Origin of the sequence: Microbacterium oleivorans (genome assembly GCF_013389665.1) — a bacterium.
Classification (GTDB): domain Bacteria; phylum Actinomycetota; class Actinomycetes; order Actinomycetales; family Microbacteriaceae; genus Microbacterium; species Microbacterium oleivorans_C.
In genome coordinates, this window is the sequence record NZ_CP058316.1 from 1445916 (window position 1) to 1468870 (window position 22955).

At 70.8% G+C, this 22955-nt stretch carries 20 protein-coding genes and 1 pseudogene; 13 read left to right on the top strand and 8 right to left on the bottom strand.

From position 1 onward, the window contains the following. Nucleotides 1–45 precede the first annotated feature (45 nt). From HW566_RS06920 to HW566_RS06935, 4 genes are all read left to right on the top strand, one after another. Complete coding sequence (locus HW566_RS06920; protein ID WP_256728909.1) at nucleotides 46–957, top strand: PRD domain-containing protein; 912 nt, start codon at nucleotides 46–48, stop codon at nucleotides 955–957. A gap of 187 nt (nucleotides 958–1144) precedes the next feature. Further along, entirely contained in the window at nucleotides 1145–3004 is a 1860-nt protein-coding gene (locus HW566_RS06925) for a beta-glucoside-specific PTS transporter subunit IIABC (RefSeq protein WP_178011529.1), read from the top strand. Between the two features lie 97 nt (nucleotides 3005–3101). Then, nucleotides 3102–4520: a glycoside hydrolase family 1 protein gene (locus HW566_RS06930; RefSeq protein ID WP_178011531.1), complete on the top strand. Its 1419-nt coding sequence runs from the start codon at nucleotides 3102–3104 to the stop codon at nucleotides 4518–4520. A gap of 118 nt (nucleotides 4521–4638) precedes the next feature. After that, nucleotides 4639–5514, top strand: a complete 876-nt coding sequence (locus tag HW566_RS06935) for an HAD hydrolase family protein (protein WP_178011532.1) — start codon at nucleotides 4639–4641, stop codon at nucleotides 5512–5514. Here the strand turns inward: HW566_RS06935 and mmuM are convergent. After that, nucleotides 5507–6205, bottom strand: a complete 699-nt coding sequence (gene mmuM / locus HW566_RS06940) for a homocysteine S-methyltransferase (RefSeq protein ID WP_178014757.1) — start codon at nucleotides 6203–6205, stop codon at nucleotides 5507–5509. The two genes, HW566_RS06935 and mmuM, sit on opposite strands and share 8 nt — an antisense overlap. Nucleotides 6206–6239: 34 nt before the next feature. Here mmuM and HW566_RS06945 point away from each other — a divergent pair, with 34 nt between their 5' ends. Then, complete coding sequence (locus HW566_RS06945) at nucleotides 6240–7109, top strand: Cof-type HAD-IIB family hydrolase (RefSeq protein ID WP_256728910.1); 870 nt, start codon at nucleotides 6240–6242, stop codon at nucleotides 7107–7109. Further along, nucleotides 7106–7591 carry a GNAT family N-acetyltransferase gene (locus HW566_RS06950; RefSeq protein WP_372955791.1) on the top strand — a complete coding sequence of 162 codons (486 nt, stop codon included), beginning with the start codon at nucleotides 7106–7108 and terminating at the stop codon, nucleotides 7589–7591. The genes HW566_RS06945 and HW566_RS06950 overlap by 4 nt, the downstream gene beginning before the upstream one ends. 4 nt (nucleotides 7592–7595) lie before the next feature. Here the strand turns inward: HW566_RS06950 and HW566_RS06955 are convergent, their stop codons facing one another. Continuing rightward, complete coding sequence (locus HW566_RS06955) at nucleotides 7596–8285, bottom strand: GntR family transcriptional regulator (protein ID WP_178011534.1); 690 nt, start codon at nucleotides 8283–8285, stop codon at nucleotides 7596–7598. 189 nt (nucleotides 8286–8474) lie between these two features. Between HW566_RS06955 and HW566_RS06960 the strand changes: the two genes are divergently transcribed. From HW566_RS06960 to HW566_RS06985, 6 genes are read left to right on the top strand one after another with little or no spacing between them, the layout of a single operon-like run. After that, nucleotides 8475–9392, top strand: a complete 918-nt coding sequence (locus tag HW566_RS06960) for an ABC transporter permease (protein WP_178011536.1) — start codon at nucleotides 8475–8477, stop codon at nucleotides 9390–9392. Further along, a complete protein-coding gene (locus tag HW566_RS06965) occupies nucleotides 9389–10273 on the top strand; it encodes an ABC transporter permease (protein WP_178011538.1) in 885 nt (294 codons plus the stop codon). The genes HW566_RS06960 and HW566_RS06965 overlap by 4 nt, the downstream gene beginning before the upstream one ends. Beyond that, nucleotides 10270–11871: a dipeptide ABC transporter ATP-binding protein gene (locus HW566_RS06970; protein WP_178011540.1), complete on the top strand. Its 1602-nt coding sequence runs from the start codon at nucleotides 10270–10272 to the stop codon at nucleotides 11869–11871. The genes HW566_RS06965 and HW566_RS06970 overlap by 4 nt, the downstream gene beginning before the upstream one ends. Nucleotides 11872–11882: 11 nt before the next feature. After that, nucleotides 11883–13424, top strand: coding sequence for an ABC transporter substrate-binding protein (locus HW566_RS06975; RefSeq protein WP_178011542.1), 1542 nt, complete (start codon nucleotides 11883–11885; stop codon nucleotides 13422–13424). Beyond that, a complete protein-coding gene (locus HW566_RS06980; RefSeq protein WP_178011544.1) occupies nucleotides 13421–14641 on the top strand; it encodes an amidohydrolase family protein in 1221 nt (406 codons plus the stop codon). The genes HW566_RS06975 and HW566_RS06980 overlap by 4 nt, the downstream gene beginning before the upstream one ends. Further along, nucleotides 14638–15633 carry an ornithine cyclodeaminase family protein gene (locus tag HW566_RS06985; protein ID WP_178011546.1) on the top strand — a complete coding sequence of 332 codons (996 nt, stop codon included), beginning with the start codon at nucleotides 14638–14640 and terminating at the stop codon, nucleotides 15631–15633. Before HW566_RS06980 ends, HW566_RS06985 begins: the two co-directional genes overlap by 4 nt. A 35-nt stretch (nucleotides 15634–15668) precedes the next feature. Here the strand turns inward: HW566_RS06985 and HW566_RS06990 are convergent. From HW566_RS06990 to HW566_RS07000, 3 genes and pseudogenes are all read right to left on the bottom strand, one after another. Next, nucleotides 15669–16512: pseudogene (locus tag HW566_RS06990) on the bottom strand (SDR family oxidoreductase). Beyond that, nucleotides 16509–17312, bottom strand: coding sequence for an enoyl-CoA hydratase/isomerase family protein (locus HW566_RS06995; RefSeq protein ID WP_178011548.1), 804 nt, complete (start codon nucleotides 17310–17312; stop codon nucleotides 16509–16511). Before HW566_RS06995 ends, HW566_RS06990 begins: the two are co-directional and overlap by 4 nt. Further along, a complete protein-coding gene (locus tag HW566_RS07000) occupies nucleotides 17309–18070 on the bottom strand; it encodes an SDR family NAD(P)-dependent oxidoreductase (RefSeq protein ID WP_178011549.1) in 762 nt (253 codons plus the stop codon). The genes HW566_RS06995 and HW566_RS07000 overlap by 4 nt, the downstream gene beginning before the upstream one ends. A 171-nt stretch (nucleotides 18071–18241) precedes the next feature. Between HW566_RS07000 and HW566_RS07005 the strand changes: the two genes are divergently transcribed. Then, nucleotides 18242–18751, top strand: coding sequence for a GNAT family N-acetyltransferase (locus HW566_RS07005; protein ID WP_178011551.1), 510 nt, complete (start codon nucleotides 18242–18244; stop codon nucleotides 18749–18751). A 22-nt stretch (nucleotides 18752–18773) separates the two neighbouring features. Here HW566_RS07005 and glpK read toward each other — a convergent pair whose 3' ends face one another. The 3 genes from glpK to HW566_RS07020 all read right to left on the bottom strand — a co-directional run bounded on the left by glpK (nucleotide 18774) and on the right by HW566_RS07020 (nucleotide 22922). Further along, nucleotides 18774–20288: a glycerol kinase GlpK gene (gene glpK / locus HW566_RS07010; RefSeq protein ID WP_178011553.1), complete on the bottom strand. Its 1515-nt coding sequence runs from the start codon at nucleotides 20286–20288 to the stop codon at nucleotides 18774–18776. A gap of 55 nt (nucleotides 20289–20343) precedes the next feature. Continuing rightward, nucleotides 20344–21099 carry an MIP/aquaporin family protein gene (locus tag HW566_RS07015; RefSeq protein WP_178011554.1) on the bottom strand — a complete coding sequence of 252 codons (756 nt, stop codon included), beginning with the start codon at nucleotides 21097–21099 and terminating at the stop codon, nucleotides 20344–20346. A 104-nt stretch (nucleotides 21100–21203) separates the two neighbouring features. Continuing rightward, on the bottom strand, nucleotides 21204–22922 hold the full coding sequence (locus HW566_RS07020; protein WP_178011556.1) for a glycerol-3-phosphate dehydrogenase/oxidase: 1719 nt from the start codon (nucleotides 22920–22922) through the stop codon (nucleotides 21204–21206). Nucleotides 22923–22955: the final 33 nt, after the last annotated feature.

The window sequence follows — 22955 nt, forward strand, 5'->3', positions numbered from 1 at the left end:
ACCGCACCACCGTAGCCCCGGCGGCGGCGCGCCTAGAATGCACGCATGGCGATCGACGATGCTGCCCCGCCGGCACGCGGGACCGTCGTGCACAAGGTGTTGAACAACAACGTCGTCATCACCCTCGACGAGCGCGGCCGGGAGCGGGTGCTGATGGGCCGGGGGCTCGGCTTCCAGCTGAAGCCCTCCGATGCGCTCGACCCCGACAAGGTCGAGAAGACCTTCATCCTCGACGGCGGCGATCAGGGCGACCGCGAGCGCCAGCTGCTCACCGACGTGCCCTATCCCGTGATCGAAGCGGTGACACGAGCCGTCGACGAGGCCGAGCGCCGCCTCGGACATCACCTCGACCGGCATTTCGCGATGGCCGTCATCGACCACATCCAGTTCGTGCTCGAGCGCCTCGACAACGGCATCCGCATCCCGGCCACGAACATGCCCGAGCTGCGGGTGCTGCATCCGCACGAGTTCTCCGCGGCGCAGCGCATGGCCGCCGCGATCTCGGAATCGCTCGAGCGCGAGCTGCCCGCCGAGGAGGCGGTGTTCCTGACCATGCATCTGCTGAACGCGACACGCGACGAGCCGAACGGCACCGCCGCACTGCTGTTCCGCCGGGTGCAGCATGTGGTCCTCACCGTCGAGAACGCGCTCGGAGTGAAGCTCGATGTCGAGAGTCCCGACTACGCCCGCTTCGTGCTGCACATCCAGTTCCTGCTCCAGAGACTCGTCTCGCGCACGATGCTGCGCAGCGCCGACACGTCGTTCTTCGAGTTCGCCAAGCACAGCTATCCGCGTTCGTTCGAGATCGCACAGGAGGTCAAGGCGTACGTGCGCGCGGCGACCGAGTCCGAGCTGACCGATGAGGAGCTGCTGTACGTCATCGTCCACGTCGAGCGGCTCGCGACGCAGGTCGGAGCGAACCGCGCTGGCGAGGAGTCGCCCCCCGTGGTACCGTGACTTCCGCAGGGCGTCGCTGCCCTGCGGAAGTCTCCGGATTGTTACCGCGGCAGCGGGCAAAACCTGAACTCACATCGTCTTGATCGACGATGAACGAGTTCAGGTTTTTTTGTTGCCCGAAAACAGGGATGCCGCGGCTTCCTCCACCCGAGTGCCGCGATGCTGCGGCAGAAAGCGAGCAGTCCCGATGGATTACTCGAAGACCGCGGCCGGCGTCCTCTCAGGCGTCGGCGGCGAGGAGAACGTCAACTCCCTCGTGCACTGCGCGACCCGACTGCGCTTCGTGCTGAAGGACGAGTCGAAGGCGAACGCCGCGACCATCAAGGCCGTGCCCGGCGTCGTCACCGTCGCCCAGGCCGGGGGCCAGTACCAGGTCGTCATCGGCAACGACGTGCCCGAGGTGTATGCCGAGATCGGCAAGATCTCGAAGTTCGGCGGCGGATCCGACGCCCCGGCCGCCGAGGGACCGAAGGGCAACCTGTTCAACCGCTTCATCTCGATGATCTCGGCGATCTTCACCCCGCTGCTGTGGGCCCTCGCGGGCACGGGTCTGCTCAAGGCGTTCCTCGCCGCCGCCGTCACCTTCGGCTGGATCGGCACCGACAACTCCACCTACGCCGTCCTCAACGCCCTGTCGGACGGCCTGATCAACTTCCTGCCGATGGCGCTCGCGTTCACCGCCGCGCGCTACTTCAAGGCCAACGAGTTCACCGCCTTCGCGATCGCGGCGGCGCTGCTCTACCCCACCATCACGCCGCTCGTCGGCGCCGAGGGCCTGACGTTCTTCGGCATCCCCTTCACGATGGTCACCTACGTCTCGAGCGTCATCCCGATCATCGTGATCGTGTGGCTGCAGAGCCACGCCGAGAAGTTCCTCTACGCCAAGCTCCCCGGCGCGATCCGCCGATTCGTCACCCCGATGATCGTCGTGCTCATCGCGGTGCCGATCGTCTTCGTCGTCATCGGTCCGATCTCGGCGATCCTCAGCGGCGCGCTCGGCAACGGCATCGGCTGGGTCTTCGACAACGCCCCCTGGGCCGGCGGCGCGATCATGGGCGGCTTCTGGCAGGTCTTCGTGATCTTCGGTCTGCACTGGGGCCTCGTTCCGCTGTTCACGCTGGAGTACCAGACCACCGGGCAGATCCTGCTCATCGGCCCCGTCTTCGCGGCCGTGCTCGCCCAGGCCGCCGCCGTCGCCGGCGTGTGGGTGCGCGCCAAGGGCAAGAACCTGAAGTCGCTCGCGGCTCCCGCGACGCTGTCGGGCTTCCTCGCCGGCATCACCGAGCCCGCCATCTACGGCATCAACCTGCCCCTCAAGCGCCCGTTCGCCTTCGGCATCGTCGGCGGCGTGCTCGGTGGCGCCATCATCGCCATCGGCGGCGTCTTCTCGACCGCCTTCGTGGTGCCCTCGGGTCTGGCGCTGCCGGCCCTGTTCGGCAACGGCAACATGGTGATGCTGATCATCGGCCTGGCCGTGGCGATCGTCGTGCCGTTCCTGCTCACCGCGATCGTCGGTTTCGTCGAGCCCACCGAGGATGCCGCCCCCGCCGCCGCTGCGGCCGCCTCAGGCAACGACGTGGTCGTGCTCAGCCCGCTCGACGGCACCGTGGTGCCGCTGAGCGAGACGCCCGACGCCGCGTTCGCCGAGGGCAGCCTGGGTGACGGCGTCGCCATCAAGCCGCGGTCGGGTGCGGTCTACGCGCCGTTCGACGCCACCGTCGCCGCCGCCTTCCCCACCGGGCACGCGATCGGCCTGCGTCATGCCGACGGCGCCGAGGTGCTCATCCACATCGGCATCGACACCGTCAAGCTCGCCGGTGCGCACTTCGACGTCAAGGTGACCACCGGCCAGGAGGTCAAGGCCGGCGACCTGCTCGTGGAGTTCGACGGCGATGCGATCGAACGCGCCGGGTACGACCTGACCACCCCGGTCATCGTCACCAACGGCGAGCTCTACCCCGAGCTGACCGACCGCGCCTCGGGCCCGATCGCCCACGGCGAGGCGCTGTTCACCGGCGTCTCGGTCGAGTCGGCTCTGGCGAAGTAGTCGACACGACCCGACCGGAGGGGGTGCGGCACCCGACCGCGCCCCCTCCCTCCCCCCTCGCCCGCGGCGGGGGCCCGACACGAAACGAGAGAGAGACATGAGCACCATCACCTTCCCCGACGGATTCCTCTGGGGCGGCGCGACCGCCGCGAACCAGCTCGAGGGCGCCTACCTCGAAGACGGCAAGGGCCTCTCGATCCAGGACGTCATGCCGCACGGCATCGTGACCCCGCGCGCCGAGGGTCCGACCGACGACAACCTCAAGCAGGTCGGCATCGACTTCTACCACCGCTACGCGGAGGACATCGCCCTCTTCGCCGAGATGGGGTTCAAGACCTTCCGCTTCTCGATCGCGTGGAGCCGGATCTTCCCGAAGGGCGACGAGACCGAGCCCAACGAGGCCGGCCTCGCCTTCTACGACCGCGTGCTCGACGAGCTCGAGAAGCACGGCATCGAGCCCCTCGTCACGATCTCTCATTACGAGACCCCGCTGCACCTCGCCGAGACCTACGACGGCTGGGTGAACCGCGACCTCATCGGTTTCTACGAGCGCTACGTCCGTGTGCTGTTCAGCCGCTACGGAGCGCGCGTGAAGTACTGGCTGACCTTCAACGAGATCAACTCGATCGTCCACGCCCCCTTCATGTCCGGGGGCATCAACACCCCGAAGGACCAGCTCTCCCCCACCGACCTGTACCAGGCGATCCACCACGAGCTCGTGGCCTCCGCCCTGGCGACCAAGGTGGCCCGCGAGCTGGCCCCGGACGCGCAGATCGGCTGCATGGTGCTGTCGATGCCGGTCTACCCGCTCACGCCCGATCCCGACGACGTGTTCGCCGCGCTCACCACCGAGCGCGTCAACCTCGCCTTCGGCGACATCCACGTGCGCGGCGAGTACCCCGGCTACTACCTGCGGAGCCTGCGCGAGCAGGGTGTCGAGCTGCAGATCAGCGACGAGGACAAGACGCTCCTCAAGGAGAACACGGTCGACTTCGTGTCGTTCAGCTACTACTCCTCGATCTGCGAGACGACCGACGAGTCGAAGCGCGTCATGGGCGAGGGCAATCTCTTCGGCGGCGTCAAGAACCCGACTCTGAAGGAATCGGAGTGGGGGTGGCAGATCGACCCCGTCGGGCTGCGGCTCGTGCTCAACCAGTTCTGGGACCGGTGGCAGAAGCCGCTGTTCATCGTCGAGAACGGCCTGGGCGCCAAGGACCAGCTCGTCGAGGTCGACGGCGTGAAGACCGTCGTCGACGACTACCGCATCGCCTACCTGCAGGCGCACCTCGAGGCGGTCGGTGAGGCGATCGCCGACGGTGTCGACCTCATGGGGTACACGACGTGGGGCTGCATCGACCTCGTCTCGGCCTCGACGGCGCAGCTGAGCAAGCGCTACGGCTTCATCTACGTCGACCGCAACGACGACGGCTCAGGCACGCTGGATCGACACAAGAAGAAGTCCTTCGACTGGTACGCCGAGGTCATCCGCACCAACGGGGCATCGCTCACGAGCTGATCCCCGGCGGCGGGCATCGTCCCGCCGAACCCGACCGGGCGCGGTCGCGGGGCCCTCCTTCTGGCCCGCGGCCGCGCCCTTCTCCCTTCCTCGCCCCAGCCCCGTCATCGAGGTCCCGATGCCCACGTCCCACCCCCGCCGCCGCGCCGTCTTCCTCGATGTCGACGGCACGCTCCTGCACGACGGCGTCCACCTGCCCGAATCCGCGGTGACGGCGGTCCGACGTGCTCGCGAGAACGGGCACCTCGTGCTGCTGAGCACCGGCCGCGGCATGGCCGAGCTGCGGGGGCGCATCCTCGACATCGGGTTCGACGGCGCGGTCACCAACGGCGGAGCCTTCGCGAGCGTCGGCGACGAGCTGATCGTGTCGCGGCTGATGTCGGCTGCCGAGATCGCCCGCCTCACCGAGCGCTTCGAAGCGCGCGGCATCCACTGGTACTTCCAGTCGTACGACCGCCTGTTCGCGAGCCCGGGTCTGCCCGCGCTGCTCGCCGACCGCCTCGAACGCGACCGCGCGCTGCACGCCGAACGGGCGCGCGCGGCCGGCGCGACCGCCGATGACCGGGAGTTCTTCAGCATCGGGCTGAAGACGTTCGACGATGCCGTGCACTTCTCCGACGTCGAGATCGCCAAGGCCGTCATCCTGGGCTCCGATGCGCAGTCGGTCGCGGGTCTGCTGTCCGAGCTCGCTCCGGATTTCGCCGTCGTGTCGGGAACCATCCCGCTGCCCGACGGCAGCTCGGGCGAGATCGCCCCCCGCGGGGTCAACAAGGGAGCCGCGATCCTCGAGGTGCTCCGCCACCTCGAGGTCGACCCCGCCGATGCGATCGGCATCGGCGACAACTGGAACGACGCCGAGATGTTCGAGGTCTGCGGCACGGCGATCGCGATGGGCAACGCCGAACCGGCCGTGCAGGCACTCGCCGACGAAGTCACCACGGCGATCGACGCCGACGGCATCCACAACGCCTTCGCGCGTCACGGCCTCATCTGAGTCGGTGAGCGATGGCGGCGATGTCGTCGGGCGTCGTGCGGCAGCAGCCCCCGACGATGCGCGCACCCCACGCGAGCCACGCGTCGAGGTCGGCCAGGAGCCGGCCCGGGTCACCCGTCCACACCCGCGCTGCGGCGTCCCCCGTCTCGCCGCTGTTCGGATAGACGACGTACGGCGCCGCTGCGGCGTCGGCGATGGCGGACGACACCGTCTCGGGCGCGCAGCAGTTGACGCCGACCGCGAGAACCCCCGGTGTTCTCGCGCTCGCGGCGAGGGTCTCGCGCAGCGAGGCCGCGTCGAACGCCGCGCTCGCGGCCGAGAGCGAGATCCACGACGGGATGCCGACGCCGTCGATCGCCCGTGCCACCGCCTCCGCCTCGGCGGGCGAGGCGATCGTCTCGAACGCCAGGACGTCGGGCTCAGCGTCGACGATCGCATCGAGCCGGCGACGATGCCACCGCTGGAGCTCGGCGACGGAGAGGCCGTAGTCACCGGTGTACTCGCTGCCGTCGGCGCGCGCGGCTCCGAAGGGGCCGACGGATGCCGCCGCCCAGACGTCTCTCCCCGCCTCCGCTGCTCCCTCGCGCGCCAGCCGCACCGCGAGGTGCAGCAGGCGGCGGGTCTGCGCGCCGTCGAAGCCGACCGCGGCGAGGTTGTCGAAGGCGATCTGGTACGAGCCGGTCGTGAGGATGTCTGCCCCCGCGACCCCGCACTACGCTGGAGGGGTGACGTCGGAACCTCGCATCATCTTCCTCGACGTCGACGGCACCATCCTCGCGCACGGCGAGACGATCGCCCCCTCGACGGTCGCGGCGGTCCGCGCCGCGCGCGCCCGCGGGCATCTCGTCCTCCTGTGCACGGGACGCGCCGCCGGCGACATCAACGCCCGCGTGCTCGACATCGGCTTCGACGGCGCCATCTCCAACGGTGGAGCCCTCGCGGTGGTCGGTGACGAGACGGTGCTGGCCGAGACCATGCCACGCGCCGCCGTCGAGCAGGTCATCGCCTACTTCGATGCGCAGGGCACGCGCTACTTCATCCAGTCCCACGACGGCGTGTACGCCAGCGAGGGCGTGCGCGCGTTCATCGCCGATTTCATCGCCGAGCGCCGGCGACGGCACGCCGAGGACCTCTCGACCGTCGCGCTCGCCGAGGACGTCGTCGCCGCGCCCCGGTTCACTCCGGTCGAAGAGGCCGACCTCGACCGCATCGCCAAAGCGGTGTTCGTCAGCTCCGATCCCGACGCGGTGGACAAGACCCAGCGCGCGCTCGGGGAGGACTTCCACGTCATCCCCGGCAGCATGCCCCTGCCGGCCGGCTCGAACGGTGAGGTCGGGATGCGCGGCACGAACAAGGGAACCGGCATCCAGGCGGTGCTCGCACACCTCGGGCGCGAGGCCTCCGAGGCCGTGGGCATCGGCGACAGCTGGAACGACGTCGAGATGTTCGAAGTGTGCGGCACCGCGATCGCCATGGCCGAAGCCGACCCCGAACTGCAGACCATCGCGGGCGAGGTGACCACCGGGGTGCTCGACGACGGCATCTGGAACGCCTTCGTCCGCCACGGCATCATCGATCCCGCCGACGCCGCATGATGTCCAGCCCCGCGGCGGACGGCCGCATCCGGCCGATCGATCCGGCCGACGCCGGCGAGGTGCTGACACTGCAGCGCGCCGCGTTCGTCCAGGAGGCGCTGATCTACGACGCCGTCGACATGCCGCCGCTCACGCAGACGCTCGAGGAGCTCGAGGCCGAGCTGGTCGGCAACCTCGGCCTCGTCGCGGTCGACGACGGTCGCATCGTCGGCGCGGTGCGGGCGCGGGTCGACGGCGACCTGCTGCTCGTGGGTCGCATCGCCATCGCGCCCGATCAGCAGGGCAGCGGGATCGGCTCGGCGCTGTTGGCGGCGGTCGAGGCGCGGGGGCGGGATGCCGGGGCGGGAACGGCGGAGCTCTTCACGGGCTCGCTCAGCGAGGCGAACCTGCGTCTGTACGAGCGGGAGGGCTACCGCGAGTCCGAGCGGGTGCCGCACGACGACGGCACGTTCCAGGTCTTCCTGCGCAAGCCGCTGGGCTGACGCGTCAGCGCGCAGCCGTCGCTCGCCGGCGCCGGCGCACCGGCTCGGCGGGGAGCATCTCGGCCAGTCTCGGCATGGACTCGCTGCGTCCGCGCTCGACGTGGGCGGCGGCGAGCGCGAACGCGAGGTCGGCGTGTCCGGCCAGGATGGCCTCGACGATCTCGTCGTGCTCGTCCCACCGGCTCTGGGTGTCGCGCTCGGGGGTGAGGCGGAACAGCCAGCGGGTGCGTCCGGTGAGCAGTCCGCTCATCCGGAGCAGTAGCCGGTGCGCGGCGAGCGCGAAGATCTCCTCGTGCAGGTCGGAGTTGCGCGTCGACGCCGGCGCATCCTCGTCGTGATCCACGTGGGCGACTTCGAGGGCAGCAACCAGATACGTGGTGTCGGCGCCCGCGGCGGCCCGCCGAGCGGCGAGGGAGGCGGCGAACGGCTCGAGCTGCATCCGCATGTCGAACAGCTCCCGGGCGTCGTCGAGCGTGAAGGTGTGCACGATCGCCGCTCGCCGATGCGACGAGGAGACGAAACCCTCCGACTCGAGCAGCTGCAGCGCCTCGCGCACCGGCACCCGCGACACCCCGAGCTGCACGGCCACGTCGCGCTCGCCGAGCTTGTCTCCCATCGCGATCTCACCGGTGATGATGCGCTCGCGCAGGGCGTGCGCGATGCGGCGACCCGCGGCACCCGTCTCGTCATCCACCCGTCCATCCTGACAGGTATCGCGTGGACGGTCTCGCAGCGTGTTTGGTATGCCCAAACCGGCGGTGAGCGTCCCTGAGTGGGGCTAGAAGGGGGTTTTGGTACTCCAAAATGTCCTCGGCGTAAGAGTTGTGTTGCGTGTTCATTACGCGGGGGGTCTGCCGTCGGGTCGTGTCATAGCGTCCTCAACGTGATCCCCTTCCTCCTTCGTCGCCTCGGCCTCGCCGCCGCCACGATCCTCCTCGTGGTGACCGTGGGATTCGTGCTGGGCAGGCTCACCGGAGCGCCCGGAGCGCTGCTGCTGCCCGACAACGCCTCCGCCGCCGACGTCGACGCGCTCAACGCGAGCCTCGGCTTCGACCGCCCCGTGATCGTGCAGTACCTCGACTTCCTCGCGGGACTGTTCGTCGGCGACTTCGGCGACTCCTACCGCCGCCACGAGTCGGCGATGGGCCTCGTCCTCGAGCGGGTGCCCGCGACGGTCGAGCTGGCGTTCTGGGCCTTCGTGATCGGCTTCGCCCTCGCCGTGATCGCCGCCCTCGCCATCCAGCTCACCGGCAGCCGGGTGCTCCGCGCCGTCGTGGGATGGAGCGGCGCGGTGCGGCAGTCGATCCCCGACTTCTTCTTCGCCCTGCTCCTGGTGCTGGTCTTCTCGGTGGCGCTCGGAGCCCTGCCCTCCCTCGGCCGCACCAGCCCCGCGAGCCTCGTGCTGCCGGTGATCACCCTCGCGACCGGACAGTTCGTCATGTACCTCCGTCTGCTCGACGCCGCCCTCAGCGAGCAGGCCGAACAGGACTACGTGCGCACCGCCTTCGCGCAGGGGCGTCGGCGCAGCGCCATCCTGCTCACCCAGATGCTGCCGAACGCCCTCTCCCCCGTCCTGGGCATGGCCGGGCTGAACCTCGGCGGGCTGCTGGGTGGCACCGTCGTGGTCGAGGTCGTCTTCGCGTGGCCGGGGATCGGCAGCCTCCTCACCGACGCCGTCAGCCAGCGGGACTTCCCCATCGTGCAGGCGGGCCTGCTGTTCGTCGCCCTCATGTTCGTCCTCGTCAACACCCTCGTCGACGTCCTCGTCTCCCGCATCGATCCCCGAACGGCACAGTCATGACCGCCGCCCCCGTCGCCGTCGCCGCGACCACGCCGACCCGCCCTCCGCGCCTGCGCCTGCGCCCCTCCGCCGTCGTCGGTCTCGCCATGATCGCCGCCGTCGTGGCCCTCGCCGCGATCCGGCCGCTTCTGCCCGGGTTCGACCCGATGGGACAGGACCTCTCGCGGGCCCTCCTGCCTCCCCTCGTCGATGCCGCGCACCCGCTCGGCACCGACCCGCTCGGACGCGATCTGCTCAGCCGCATCGCGCTGGCATCGTCGGTGACGCTCGGCATCACCCTGGCCATCGTCGTCCTCAACGCCCTCATCGGCACCACCGTGGGCATCGTCTCGGGCTACGCGGGCGGCCGGGTCGAGGCCGGACTCTCGGTGCTGTCGAACACCGTGCTCGCGATGCCGGTGGTGCTCCTGCTGATCGCGATCTGCGCCGTCGTCTCGCCCAGTGCCGGGCTCACGATCCTCGTGGTCGGCTGCACGTGGTGGGTCGGCTACGCCCGCGTCACACGCAACATCACGGCGGCGCTGCGACGGCAGGACTTCGTCGTGGCTCCGCTCACGCAGGGCGCCGACACGTTCTGGACGGTCACCCGCCACGTCGTGCCGAACGTCTGGCCGCACACCCTCATCATCGCCGCGACCGACATCGCCACCATCGTGCTCATCGAGGCCTCGCTCGAGTACCTGGGCCTGGGCGTGCAGCCGCCCACTCCCAGCTGGGGCGCGATGATCTTCGACGGCCAGAAGTACCTCGCCACCGACCCGTGGCTGGTGGTGCTCCCCGGGCTCGTGATGTTCCTGGCCGTCGCCGGGGCGCAGTTCGTCAGCCAGCAGTTCACCGCAGAGGCGCGCGGCGCCCTGCTGCGCAAGGGAGACCGGCGATGACCGCACCCATCCTCACCATCGACGATCTCTCGCTCGAGACCGTCACGACCGGCGAGCGCCGCACGCTCGTCACGGGCGTCTCGCTCGAGATCGGCACCGGGCAAGCCCTGGGCATCGTCGGCGAGTCCGGCTCGGGCAAGAGCCTGACGATGCTGGCCGCCATGGGCCTCCTCCCCGAGGGTGTGCGCGTCTCGGGCGGGCGGATCCTGCTCGACGGGCGCGACGTCACCGCCCTCAGCGACCGCGAGCTGCGATCGGCGCGTGGCCGGGTCGCCGCGATGATCTTCCAGGACCCCATGTCCTCGCTCGATCCGCTGCGGCCGGTCGGGGCGCAGGTCGCGACCGCCGTGCGCGTGCATGCCCCCCGTCTCGGCCGCGCCGCCGCCCGGCGGCGCGCCGTGGAGCTGCTGGAGTCGGTGGGCGTTCGCCACGCCGCCGAGCGCGCCGCGGCACGGCCGCACCAGTGGTCGGGCGGCATGCGTCAGCGCGCGATGATCGCCATGGCCATCGCGCACGACCCGCTGCTGCTGATCGCCGACGAACCCACCACCGCCCTCGATGTGACGGTTCAGGCACAGGTCATGGCACTCCTCGACGAAGTGCGCGAGCGCACCGGGTCGGCACTGGCCCTGGTCACTCACGACCTGGGGGTGGTCGCCCAGCACACCGACGAGATCGCGGTCATGCGTTCGGGCCGCATCGTCGAGCGCGGCACCACCCGCGCGGTGCTGACGGCCCCGACCCAGGACTACACCCGGCGCCTGCTCGCCGCGGTCCCCTCGGCTCACCGGCCGCCCGCGCAGCCGCGGCCCACCGAAACCCACATCGAAACCGGCACCGACACCGCGTTGGAGGTCACGGACCTCGTCGTGACCTACGCGGGGCACCGCGGCGGCGCGGTGCGCGCGGTCGACGGAGTGTCGCTCCGGGTACGCGCGGGCGAGACGCTCGCCGTCGTCGGCGAGTCCGGATGCGGCAAGTCGTCGCTGCTGCGCGCGATCCTCGGCCTCACGCCCGCGGCATCCGGATCGATCGCCTTCGCGGGCACGCCGATGGCCCCCTCGATCTCGGGGCGCACGGGCGCAGACCGGGCGAGAGCCCAGATCGTGTTCCAGGATCCCTCGTCCGCCCTCGACCCCCGTCTGAGCATCGCGCGCACCGTCGCCGAGCCGCTGCGGGTGCGCGGAGCCTTCTCACGGGAACGCGTGCGGGCGCTGCTCGACGCGGTGGGTCTGGACGCCTCGTTCGACGAACGGCTGCCGCGACGCCTGTCGGGCGGCCAACGCCAGCGTGTCGGGATCGCACGCGCCCTCGCTCTCGACCCGGCACTCGTGCTGCTCGACGAGCCGGTGTCCGCGCTGGACGTGTCGATCCAGGCGCAGGTCCTCGACCTGCTGCGCGACCTGCAGCGCGAGCACCGCCTGGCCTACCTCTTCGTATCGCACGATCTCGGTGTCGTCCGCGGCATCGCCGACCGTGTCGTCGTGATGCAGTCCGGCCGCATCGTCGAGGAGGGCGCCACCGAAGACGTGTTCACCGACCCGCAGCATCCCTACACCCGCACCCTGCTCGACGCCATTCCCCGCCTCACCGTCTGAAAGGCCCCGCCATGACCTCTCCCCGCTCCCGCCGCGCACTCGCCGGCGGATCGTCGCTCGCCCTGGGCGCCCTGCTGCTGTCCGGCTGCGCCGGCGGCTTCGACGAGCCGTCGGGCTCGTCGTCCGACGGTGCGCAGACCGCCATCACTGCGGCCCTCCCCACCGACCCGACCTCGATGGACCCGATCCGCTCGGGGGCGCTCGTGGTGCTGTCGGTGTTCTTCCACACCCACGACCAGCTGGTCAAGATCGCCGCCGACGGCGAGATGCTGCCCAAGCTCGCCACCGAGTGGACCTCGAACGCCGACCTCACCGAATGGGAGTTCACGCTGCAGCCCGAGGTCACCGCGAGCAACGGCGAAGCGATCGACGCCGACGACGTCGTCTTCTCGTACGAGACCATCCTCGGCGATCCGACGGGTGAGAACTACGCCTATCTGTCGTCGATCGACCGCGTCGAGAAGGTCGACGACCTCACCGTGCGCTTCGTGCTGAAGCAGCCCTTCTCGGCCTTCCCCCGCAACACCTCGCTCATCTCGATCGTCCCGGCGGACACGTACCAGGAGATGGGTCCGGACGCCTACGCACGCGAGCCGATCGGATCGGGCCCCTACGTCTTCGAGAAGATCGCCGCGGGCGTGTCGTACGACCTCGTGCGCAACGAGGACTACTGGGGCGAGGCGCCCGTCATCGAGTCGATCTCGCTGCAGCCGGTGTCGTCGGCCGAGTCCCGCGCGAGCGGCGTCCTCTCGGGTGACCTCGACGTCGCCCAGATCGGCCCCACACAGGTGTCGAGCATCGAATCGGCCGGCAACGCGCAGGTGTTCTCGGCGCTCTCGAACGGCGTCGTGTTCCTCGGCGTGAACTCCACCGCGGGCGCCCTGCAGGACGTCCGCGTCCGCCAGGCGGTGGCGCACGCCATCGACAGCGAGGCGATCGTCACCTCCCTCCTGGCCGGCCTCGCCGAGCCCGCCCGTGCCATGCTCGCCCCCGCCGTCGAGGGCTCCTCGGACGACGTCGAGGGGCCGACGTTCGACCCCGACGCGGCGCGCGCACTCCTCGCCGAAGCCGGGTACGACGGCACGCCCATCCCGTTCGACTACGCCACCGACGGCCGGATCCCGCTCTCGAGCGAGATCGCCCAGAGCGTCCAGGGCTACCTCGAGGCCGTCGGTATCGCCGTCGACATGCGCGGCGCCGATCAGCAGAGCCACACCCTCAAGGTGCGCGGCAAAGAGATGCAGGGCATCTACCTCAACACCTGGGCGCCCTCCACGCTCGACGGCGACCTGCCGCTGACGGACTTCTACGAGCCGGCGGGCAACAACAACTACGCTCAGGACCCGGTCACCACCGAGCTCGCCGAACGCCAGCGCGGCGTGGAGGGCGCCGAGCGCGAGGACGTGTTCGCCGAGCTGCTGGACTACAGCAACGCCCAGGCGTACTTCGTGCCGCTCTACGTGCCCGCCAACAACTTCGCCGCCGGCGGATCGCTGCGGTGGGAGCCGCGCGCCGACGGCCTGTACGACTTCACCGAGACGAGCTTCGAATGACCCGCACCATCCTCACCGACGTCCGCCCGTGGGGCGGACCGAGCGCCGATGTGACCGTGGCGGGCGGCGTCATCACCGACGTCGCTCCCTCGGGCACGGCTCCCACCGACGCGGCGACGCTCGTCGAGGGACGCGGGCGCATCCTGGTGCCGTCCTTCGCCGACGTGCACGTCCACCTCGATTCCACGCGCGTCGGTCTGCCGTTCCGGCCCCACACCGGAGTGCCCGGCGTCTGGGGGATGATGCTCAACGATCGCCGCAACTGGCGAGACGCCGAGGCGCCGATCGGCGAGCGGGTCGCGACCACCCTCGAGCGCGCGATCGCCCGCGGCACGACCGCCGTGCGCACCTACGCGCAGGTCGACACGGATGCCGGGCACGAGCGCCTCGACGCGGTGCTGGCCGCGCGCGAGGCGAACGCCGGCCGCTGCGACGTCGAGGTCATCGCGTTCCCCCAGGCCGGACTCCTCCGCGAGGCGGGGTCGGCGGAGGTGCTCGAGAGCGCCATGTCGCGCGGCGCGGACGTCGTCGGCGGGATCGATCCGTGCGCGTTGGACCGCGACCCGGTCCGCCACCTCGACATCGTGTTCGGGATCGCCGAGAAGCACCACGCGCCGATCGACATCCACCTGCACGAGCCCGACCAGCTCGCGAAATTCTCGGCCGAGCTCATCATCGAGCGCACCCGCGCGCTCGACCTGCGCGGCCGCGTCACCATCTCGCACGGCTACGGCCTGGGCCGCCTCCCCGAGGAGCAGCTGCGGCCTCTGCTCGAGCAGTTCCGGGAGCTCGACATCTCCATGGCGACGATCGCCCCGCCGGCGGCGCTCCCGACACTGCTGCTCGCGGAGTACGGCATCCGGCTGGGTCTGGGTCAGGACGGCCAGCGCGACTACTGGTCTCCCTACGGCAACACCGACATGCTCGACCGGACCTGGCAGCTGGCGTTCACCAACGGTTTCCGCCGCGACGAGGACATCGAGCACTGCGTCGCGATCGCCACCGCGGGCGGGCGGGCGGTCATGGGGAACGCGCCGGCGCTGACCGGTCCGGGCGATCGCCCCGGCGTCGGGGTCGGCGACACCGCCGACCTCGTGCTGCTGGCCGGCGACACGGTCACAGCGGCCGTGATGGACCGTCTGCCCGACCGCACCGTCCTCTACCGCGGTGCCGTCGTCGCCGACGGCCTCGAACTCACCGGCGAGGTCGCCGCGTGACGCTGCTCCTCGGCGCCTCCGACCTCGAGGCGCTCGTCGACCGGCCGGCGACGATCGCCGCGGTGGAGCGCGCGTTCGCCGAGATCGCCGACGGCGGCGCCGACCAGCCCGGCCCCACCTCCATGTCGACCCCCGCCGACTCGGGACGGTTCATCCTCATGGCGGCCGTCTCGGATGCCGCGGGCCTGGCGGGGGTGAAGCTGCTGGCCGATGTGCCCGAGAACGGCGGCCGCGGACTGCCGACGCAGCGCTCGATGATCCTCGTCGTGGACCGCACCGACGGCGCACCCGTGGCGCTGCTGCACGGGCGGGTGCCCACGCGCGTGCGCACGGCCGCCGCGAGCGCCGTGGCGACACGTGCTCTCGCGCGCTCCGACAGCAGCTCCCTCGGCCTGCTGGGCGCCGGCGCGCTCGCCCGCGAGCACGTGCGCGCGCTGCGGGACGTCCGCCCGTTCGAGCGGCTCACCGTCTGGTCGCGCTCGCCCGAGACGGTGGCGAGGTTCGTCGCCGACCTCGCCCGCGACGACGACTGGACCGGCGAGGTCGTCTCGGCGGCGTCGCCGCGCGACGTCGTCGAGGCCTCCGACGTGGTGTGCACCTTGACCCCGTCGATCGAGCCGATCCTCGCCGGCGCGTGGCTGATGCCCGGCCAGCACCTCAACGTCGTGGGGGCGCGGCCGCGGCCCGACGAGCGCGAGGTCGACGGGGATGCTCTGGCGCGGGCCTCGGTCTGGGTCGACGACCGCGCAACCGCCGCGACGAAGTCGGGCGACCTGCTGCTCGCGGTGGCCGAGGGCGCGCTCGCGCTGGGCGACGTCGTCGGCACGCTCGGCGAGGTGCTGACCGGCCGGGTGCGCGGACGCTCGAGCCCCGACGAGATCACGCTCTTCGACTCCGTCGGGATCGGCGCACAGGACGTCGCTGTCGCCGAGGTGCTGCTCGGCGCCGCACGCGCGCGGGGCGTGGGTACCCTCATCGACCTGAACGCCTGACCCGACGGACCGTCGGACGCCCCGCGCGCCGGCGTTCAGTCGAGGAAGATGTCGGGGTAGAGCGCGTCGTCGGGGGTGCCGGGAACGGCGGCGTACGCCGAGAAATCGGTGATGCCCGCCGCCTCGAGCACGTCCTCGACGATCAGCGTCTGCCCCGAGCACGCCCGGGCCGGCTGCACGAGGACCTCATAGGCGGCGTCGGCGTAGATCTCGGGGGTGCGGCTGACCGCCATCATCCGGTCGCCGCCGAGGGAATAGCGCACGGCGGCGGTGGCGATCGTCGTCCGCGGCCACAGCGTGTTCGCGGCCACGCCGGCTGCGGCGAACTCCGCGGCGATCCCGAGCGTCGCCATCGTCATGCCGTACTTCGCCAGCGTGTAGCCGGTGTGCGCTCCGAGCCACCTCGGCGAGAGGTTCAACGGCGGTGAGAGCGAGAGGATGTGGGGGTTCTCGGCCTCCTGAAGGATCGGCAGGGCGGCGCGCGAGAGCAGGAAGGTCCCCCGGACGTTCACCTCGTGCATGAGGTCGAACCGCTTCGTCGCGAGCTCGAGCGTTCCCGACAGGTCGATCGCCGAGGCGTTGTTGACCACGATGTCGATCCCGCCGAACTCCCCGTGGGTCTTCAGCACCGCCTGGGTGATGGAGTCCTCGTCGCGCACGTCGCCGACGATCGGCAGCGCCCGGCCCCCCCGCCTCGACGATCTCGGCGGCGGCCGTGTGGACGGTGCCCTCGAGCTTCGGGTGGGGCTGATCGGTCTTCGCGAGCAGGGCGATGTTCGCGCCGTCGCGGGCGGCGCGGAGCGCGATGGCCAGCCCGATGCCGCGGCTGCCGCCCGACATCAGCAGCGTCTTGCCCGCGAGGGGCTTCGCGTCGGTCATGAGTTCTCCTCGGGTCGAGAGCGGCGAGCGGATGCAGCGGCGAACGCGTCGATGCGGACGCGCGCCTCGTCGGTGTCGAAGCGCCCGCCGATGGTGCGCGCTTCGTCGTCGAGGCTGTCGGCGAACGGTCGCTGTGCGCCGGCGCGGACGAGACGTTTCGCCTGCCCGAATGCGGCGGTCGCGCCGTCGATCCAGGACGCGGCGATCGCCGCCGCGCGGGCCGCGGGATCGGGGACGACCTCGGTCACGAGGCCCCAATCGCGGGCGGTCTCGGCGTCGAGGGCGGTGTCGTGCAGCAGCAGCTGCAGTGCGCGCCGCTGTCCGACGGCGGCCGGCAGGAGCGTCGACACGCCCAGGTCGGGCGTGAGGCCGATGTTGGCGTACTTGCTGACGAACACCGCCGACGGCGCGGCGACGATGTAGTCGGCGACCAGCATGATGCCGAGCCCGCCGCCGGCGACGGCGCCCTGCACGGCGGCCACGATGGGAACGGCGCTCGCGGTCAGTGCCGCGATGCCGTCGGTGATCACCCGCGCCATCGCGGTGACCTCCTCGCCGCCGAGCCCCGACGTCGACATCGACACGACGTCGCCGCCGGCGCAGAAGGCGCGGCCCGCGGCATCCAGGATCACGGCGCCGATCGTCTCGTCTGCGGCCACATCGGTCGCGACCTCGCGCCACCGCTCCGCCATCTCCGCGTCGATGGCGTTCAGCGACATGGGTCGGTTCAGGGTGATGCGGGCGAGGGGTCCCTCGCGGCTCAGCAGGACGGTGTCGGTCGCAGGTGAGGTGTCGCTCATCGTGGTGCCATTCTGATCGCGCCGTCGAGACGGATCGTCTCGCCGTTGAGGTAGTCGTTGTCGACGATGTGCGCGGCGAGGGCGGCGAACTCCTCGGGTGTCCCCAGGCGCTGCGGGTACGGCACCTGCTCGCCGAGGGACTGCTGCGCGGCATCCGGTAGCCCCGCCATCATCGGGGTCTGCATGATTCCGGGGGCGATGGTGCAGACGCGGATGCCGTGACGCGCGAGCTCGCGCGCGATCGGCAGGGTCATCGCGTGCACCGCCCCCTTCGACGCGGCGTAGGCGGGCTGGCCGATCTGGCCGTCGAAGGCCGCGACGGAGGCCGTGTTGACGATGACGCCGCGAGCACCGGTCTGCGTCGGGTCGGTGCGGGCGATCGCCGCCGAAGCCTGCGCCACGACGTTGTAGGTGCCGACGACGTTGATGCGGATGACGCGCTCGAAGTCCGGCAGCGGGGTCGGGTGACCTTCTCGGTCGAGCACTTTGGCGGGCGGCGCGATCCCGGCGCAGTTGACGACGATCCGCAGAGGCGCGCTGCGGCCAGCTGTCTCGACGGCCGCGGCGACCTCGGCCGGATCGGTGACGTCGGCCGGAGCGAACCGTCCGCCGATCTCGGCTGCGACCTCGGGCCCGGGCGATCCCGGGAGGTCGACGATCGTGACGTGGGCGCCGGCGGCGGCGAGGCGGCGTGCCGTGGCCGCGCCCAGTCCGCTGGCGCCGCCCGTGATGAGGGCGGAGGCTCCGGCGATCTGCATGTGTTCTCCTTCGAACTCGCCCCTCCACCCTAGAACGCCCGCGGCCGGCGTCCGGCCGGTCGTCGCGCGTGCCGTCAACAGGCTGAGCCGCAGGATCCCGGTCCCAAGCCGCCCCGAGTCCTGCCCTGTCCTGGCGACGGAACAGCCAGATCCGGCCTACTATCGGTCGCTGTGGAACGAGACCTGACCTGGCGGATCATCGACGTCCCCTACGACGATCCCCGCGCCCGTGACCTGCGCCGACAGCTCGACGACGACCTCGGCGCTCGCTACGACGGCTTCCACGGCGACGAGCCCGACGAGCGACGCCGCGCCCGCGCCCGCGCGCTGGCGACGCACCCCGACGAGATCGTCGCGACGCTGATCGCCCTCGTCGCCCGGGCCGGCGCCGACGAGGCCCCCGCGGGGCACGTCATCCTCCGCCGGCTCGGCGACGAGTGGGAGATCAAGCGGCTCATCGTGGCGCCCGCGTTCCGCGGGCTCGGCATCGCGCGCGGACTCATGTCGGCGGCGCTCGATGCGGCACGCGGGGACGGCGCGGAACGCGTGATCCTGCAGACCGGGCTCCAGCAGCCCGAGTCCCTCGCGCTCTACACGTCGATGGGGTTCAGCCGCATCCCCGTCTATGAGCCCTACGCCGAGACGATGCCGCGCTCGGTGTGCTTCGCCCTCCCCCTCTGACACGACGCGGCGGCCTCAGTCGTCAGCGGACGTCGTCGTCGACCCAGTCCATCGACTTCGTCACGGCCTTCTTCCACAGCCGCAGCTGGCGCTCGCGCTCCGGGGCGTCGTCGTTCGGGGTCCAGCGCTTGTCCTCCTGCCAGTTGGCCCGGAGCTCGTCGAGGTCGCTCCAGAACCCGACGGCGAGGCCGGCGGCGTAAGCGGCACCCAACGCGGTCGTCTCGGCGACGACCGGCCGAACGACGGGGACCCCCAGGATGTCGGCCTGGAACTGCATGAGCGTGTCGTTGGCGATCATGCCGCCGTCGACCTTCAGCTCGGCCAGATCGACGCCCGAGTCGGCGTTGACGGCATCCAGCACTTCACGCGTCTGGAAGGCCGTCGCCTCGAGCGCGGCGCGCGAGAGGTGGCCGCGGTTGGCGTAGCGCGTGAGCCCGACGATCGCGCCGCGCGCGTCGGGACGCCAGTACGGCGCGTACAGCCCCGAGAAGGCGGGCACGAAGTACACACCGCCGTTGTCCTCGACCGACAGCGCGAGCTGCTCGACCTCGGGTGCCGTCGAGATGATCCCGAGCTGATCGCGCAGCCACTGGATGAGCGAGCCGGTGACGGCGATCGATCCCTCGAGCGCGTAGTGGGTGGGCCCGTCGCCGAGCTTGTACCCGACGGTGGTGAGCAGACCGTTCTCGGACTTCACGATCTCGGTGCCGGTCTGGAAGATCAGGAAGTTGCCGGTGCCGTAGGTGTTCTTGCTCTCACCGGCGTCGAACGCCGCCTGACCGAACGTCGCGGCCTGCTGATCGCCGAGGATGCCGGCCACCGGCGTCTCGCGCAGCAGCGACGTGTCGCGCGCCTCGCCGTAGACCTCGCTCGACGAGCGGATCTCGGGCATCATCGAGCGCGGCACACCGAAGTCGGCGAGGATGTCGTCGCGCCACTCGAGGGTCTCGAGGTCCATGAAGAGCGTGCGCGACGCGTTCGTGACGTCGGTCGCGTGGATGCCGCCCTTCGGGCCGCCGGTGAGGTTCCACAGCACCCACGTGTCGGTCGTGCCGAAGACGAGGTCACCGGCCTCGGCCTTCTCACGGGCACCCTCGACGTTCTCGAGGATCCAGACGATCTTGGTGCCCGAGAAGTAGGTCGCCAGCGGCAGTCCGACGATGTCCTTGTACCGCTCGACGCCCTCGTCGCCGGCCAGGCGGTTGACGATGGACTGCGTGCGGGTGTCCTGCCAGACGATCGCGTTGTAGACGGGGGTGCCGGTGTTCTTGTCCCACACGACAGCGGTCTCACGCTGGTTGGTGATGCCGATCGCGGCGATGTCGTGGCGGGTGAGGTTCGCGCGGCCGAGCGCGATGCCGATGACCTCGCGCATGTTGTCGCGGATCTCGATCGGGTCGTGCTCGACCCAGCCCGCCCGCGGCATGATCTGCTCGTGCTCCTTCTGCCCGACGGAGATGATCGATCCCTTCTTGTCGAAGATGATCGCGCGACTCGAGGTGGTGCCCTGGTCGAGGGCGATGATGTACTCGGTCATGGTGTGACGTCCTTGTCTGTGAGGGTCGGATCAGGGGTGTGTCTGCGGGGCCGGGTCAGGCGGCGAGACCCAGCAGGGCCGAAGCTGCGAGTGCCGCGAGCGTACCGCCGATGAGCGGGCCCACGACGGGCACCCACGCATACGACCAGTCGCTCGAGCCCTTGCCCTTGATGGGGAGCACGGCGTGCGCGATGCGCGGCCCGAGGTCGCGGGCCGGGTTGATGGCGTATCCGGTCGGACCGCCCAGCGAGGCTCCGATGCTGACGACGAGCAGGGCCACGGGGACCGCCGTGAGGGGCCCCAGGGCGCCCGGCACGCCGATCTGGATGTCGCCGTAGTCGGCGAAGGCGAAGATCACGAAGACCAGCACGAAGGTCGCGATGATCTCGGTGACGAGGTTCGACCCGTACGAGCGGATCGCCGGACCGGTCGAGAACACTCCGAGCTTGTTGGCCGGGTCGGGCTCCGCGTCGAAATGGTCGCGGTAGACCAGCCAGCACAGCACGGCGCCGACGAAGGCTCCGACCATCTGCGCGGCGATCGCGACGAAGAACGGGGCGAGGCCGATCTTGCCGCCCACCAGCAGTCCGATCGACACCGCGGGGTTCAGCTGCGCCCCCGAGTACGACGAGACGAGCACGCCGGCGAACACCGCCAGCCCCCAGCCCCAGTTGATCATCAGGGTGCCGCCGCCCTGGCCCTTGGATTTGGCGAGGAGGACGTTGGCGACGACGCCGCCGCCGAGAAGGAGCAGCATCGCCGTCCCGACGAGCTCGGAGACGAAGTAGAGCCCCAGGTTGACGTCTTGCATGTCGACATTGACCTTTCTGCAGGATCACGCGCACGCCGGAGGGCGCGACGGAGGGTGCCCGAACGGATGCCGGCGTCGGGCTTCGCCGGTGCGCTCGGACGGTGTCAGGCGCCCAAGGGAGCCAGACCCGAGGTACGCACGTCGATGCGGTGCGACGCGAGCAAGGCCGCCGCGGTCTCGTCGACCTGAGCCGCGACCGCGTCCGCGTCCCACCCGAGGGCCGGGGCGGCCGCGTCGGCGACCTCGACGAGCGCCTCGGTCGTGACCCCGCCGACGAAGGCGATGTGGGTGCGTCGGAGCAGGAGGTCGAGGAGGGTCACGACCTCCTCGCGCTCGGCGAGGAACGCGATCTCCTCGGCCGAGTACCCGGGGACGTGTTCGAGCGGGCGCTGCTCGACGGGCAGGGCGGCGAGCACCTCGGCCGCGTAGGTGCCGTAGCGCTCGAGCATGCGGTCGGCGAACGCGACCGCGTGGGCGCCCCGGTGCGCCTCGATCCACGTGGTGCGCCGGGCGTCGGTGCGCGGGTACCCGGCGCCGCCGCCGATCGCGAGATCGGTCGTGCCCACGCGCCGCGGGCGCCCGAGGATGCTCATCACATCGGTCGTCAGGTGTTCGGCGAGCGCGCGGAACGTCGTCCACTTTCCGCCGACGAGACTGAGCACCGGCACGCCGGCGAGGCGGTCGCGTTCGATGCGGTAATCGCGCGAGACGAACCCCGGAGCCAGGTCGTCGTGGCGCGGCAGCGGGCGGATGCCCGAGAAGGTGTAGACGATCTGCGAGCGATCGACGGAGAGGTCGGGGAACACCTGCGCGATCAGACCGAAGAAGTAGTCGATCTCGTCGTCGGTGCAGACGGTCTCGTGGGCGGGATCGGCGTCGATGTCGGTCGTGCCGACCATCACGCGCCCCTTCAGCGGGTAGATCAGCACGATGCGGCCGTCGGCGGCCTCGAAGAAGATCTCGTTGCCGCGGGTGGCCGCCAGCAGCGCCGGGTTGTCGAGGACGATGTGCGATCCCTTCGTGCCGCCCATGAACCGTGAGGGCGAGCCGAGGGCGGCATTGGTGATGTCGGTCCACGGACCGCTGGTGTTGACGACGACGTCGGCGGTGAAGGCGAACTCCTCGCCGGTGACGTCGTCGCGGATCGTCACCGACGATCCGTCCGCCCCCACGACGGGGGCGTAGTTCGCCGCGCGCGCGGAGTCTTCGCGGATGCCGTCGCGCAGGACGTCGAGCGCGAGGCGCTCGGGGTCGTGCATCGAGGCGTCGTAGTAGGTCGCGGTGTAGCGGAAGCGATCGTCCAGCCCGGGGAACTGCCGACGCGAGACCGTGCGTCCGTGGAAGCTGTGTCGCGGCACCGCCCCGCCGTCGCGCGAGAAGGTGTCGTACATCACGAGCCCGAGCTTGATCAGCAGTGCCCCGCGCTCCCGGGGCTTGCCGCGGCCGTGGGTCACCAGCAGCCGGAAGGGGGCGGCGAGGATGCCCGAGAACGTGCGGTGGATGGGGATGGTCGTGGGGAGCGGCTTGACGAAGTGGGGGGCGTTGCGCACGAGACGGTTGCGCTCGGTCACCGACTCGCGGACCAGGCGGAACTCGCCGTTCTCGAGATAGCGCACGCCGCCGTGGATCATGTGGCTCGAGGCCGACGAGGCGCCGCTGACGTAGTCGCCGCGTTCGACGAGTGCGACGTCGACGCCCTGCAGCGCCAGGTCGCGGAAAGTCGCGATGCCGTTGATGCCGCCCCCGATGACGAGGACCTCGGCGTGCGGCCGCGCACGCAGGGCCTGGATGTTCGATCGGGTGGTCGGCGTCGACTCGGTCATCATGCATCCTCTTCCAGGTTCGTCACCTCTACA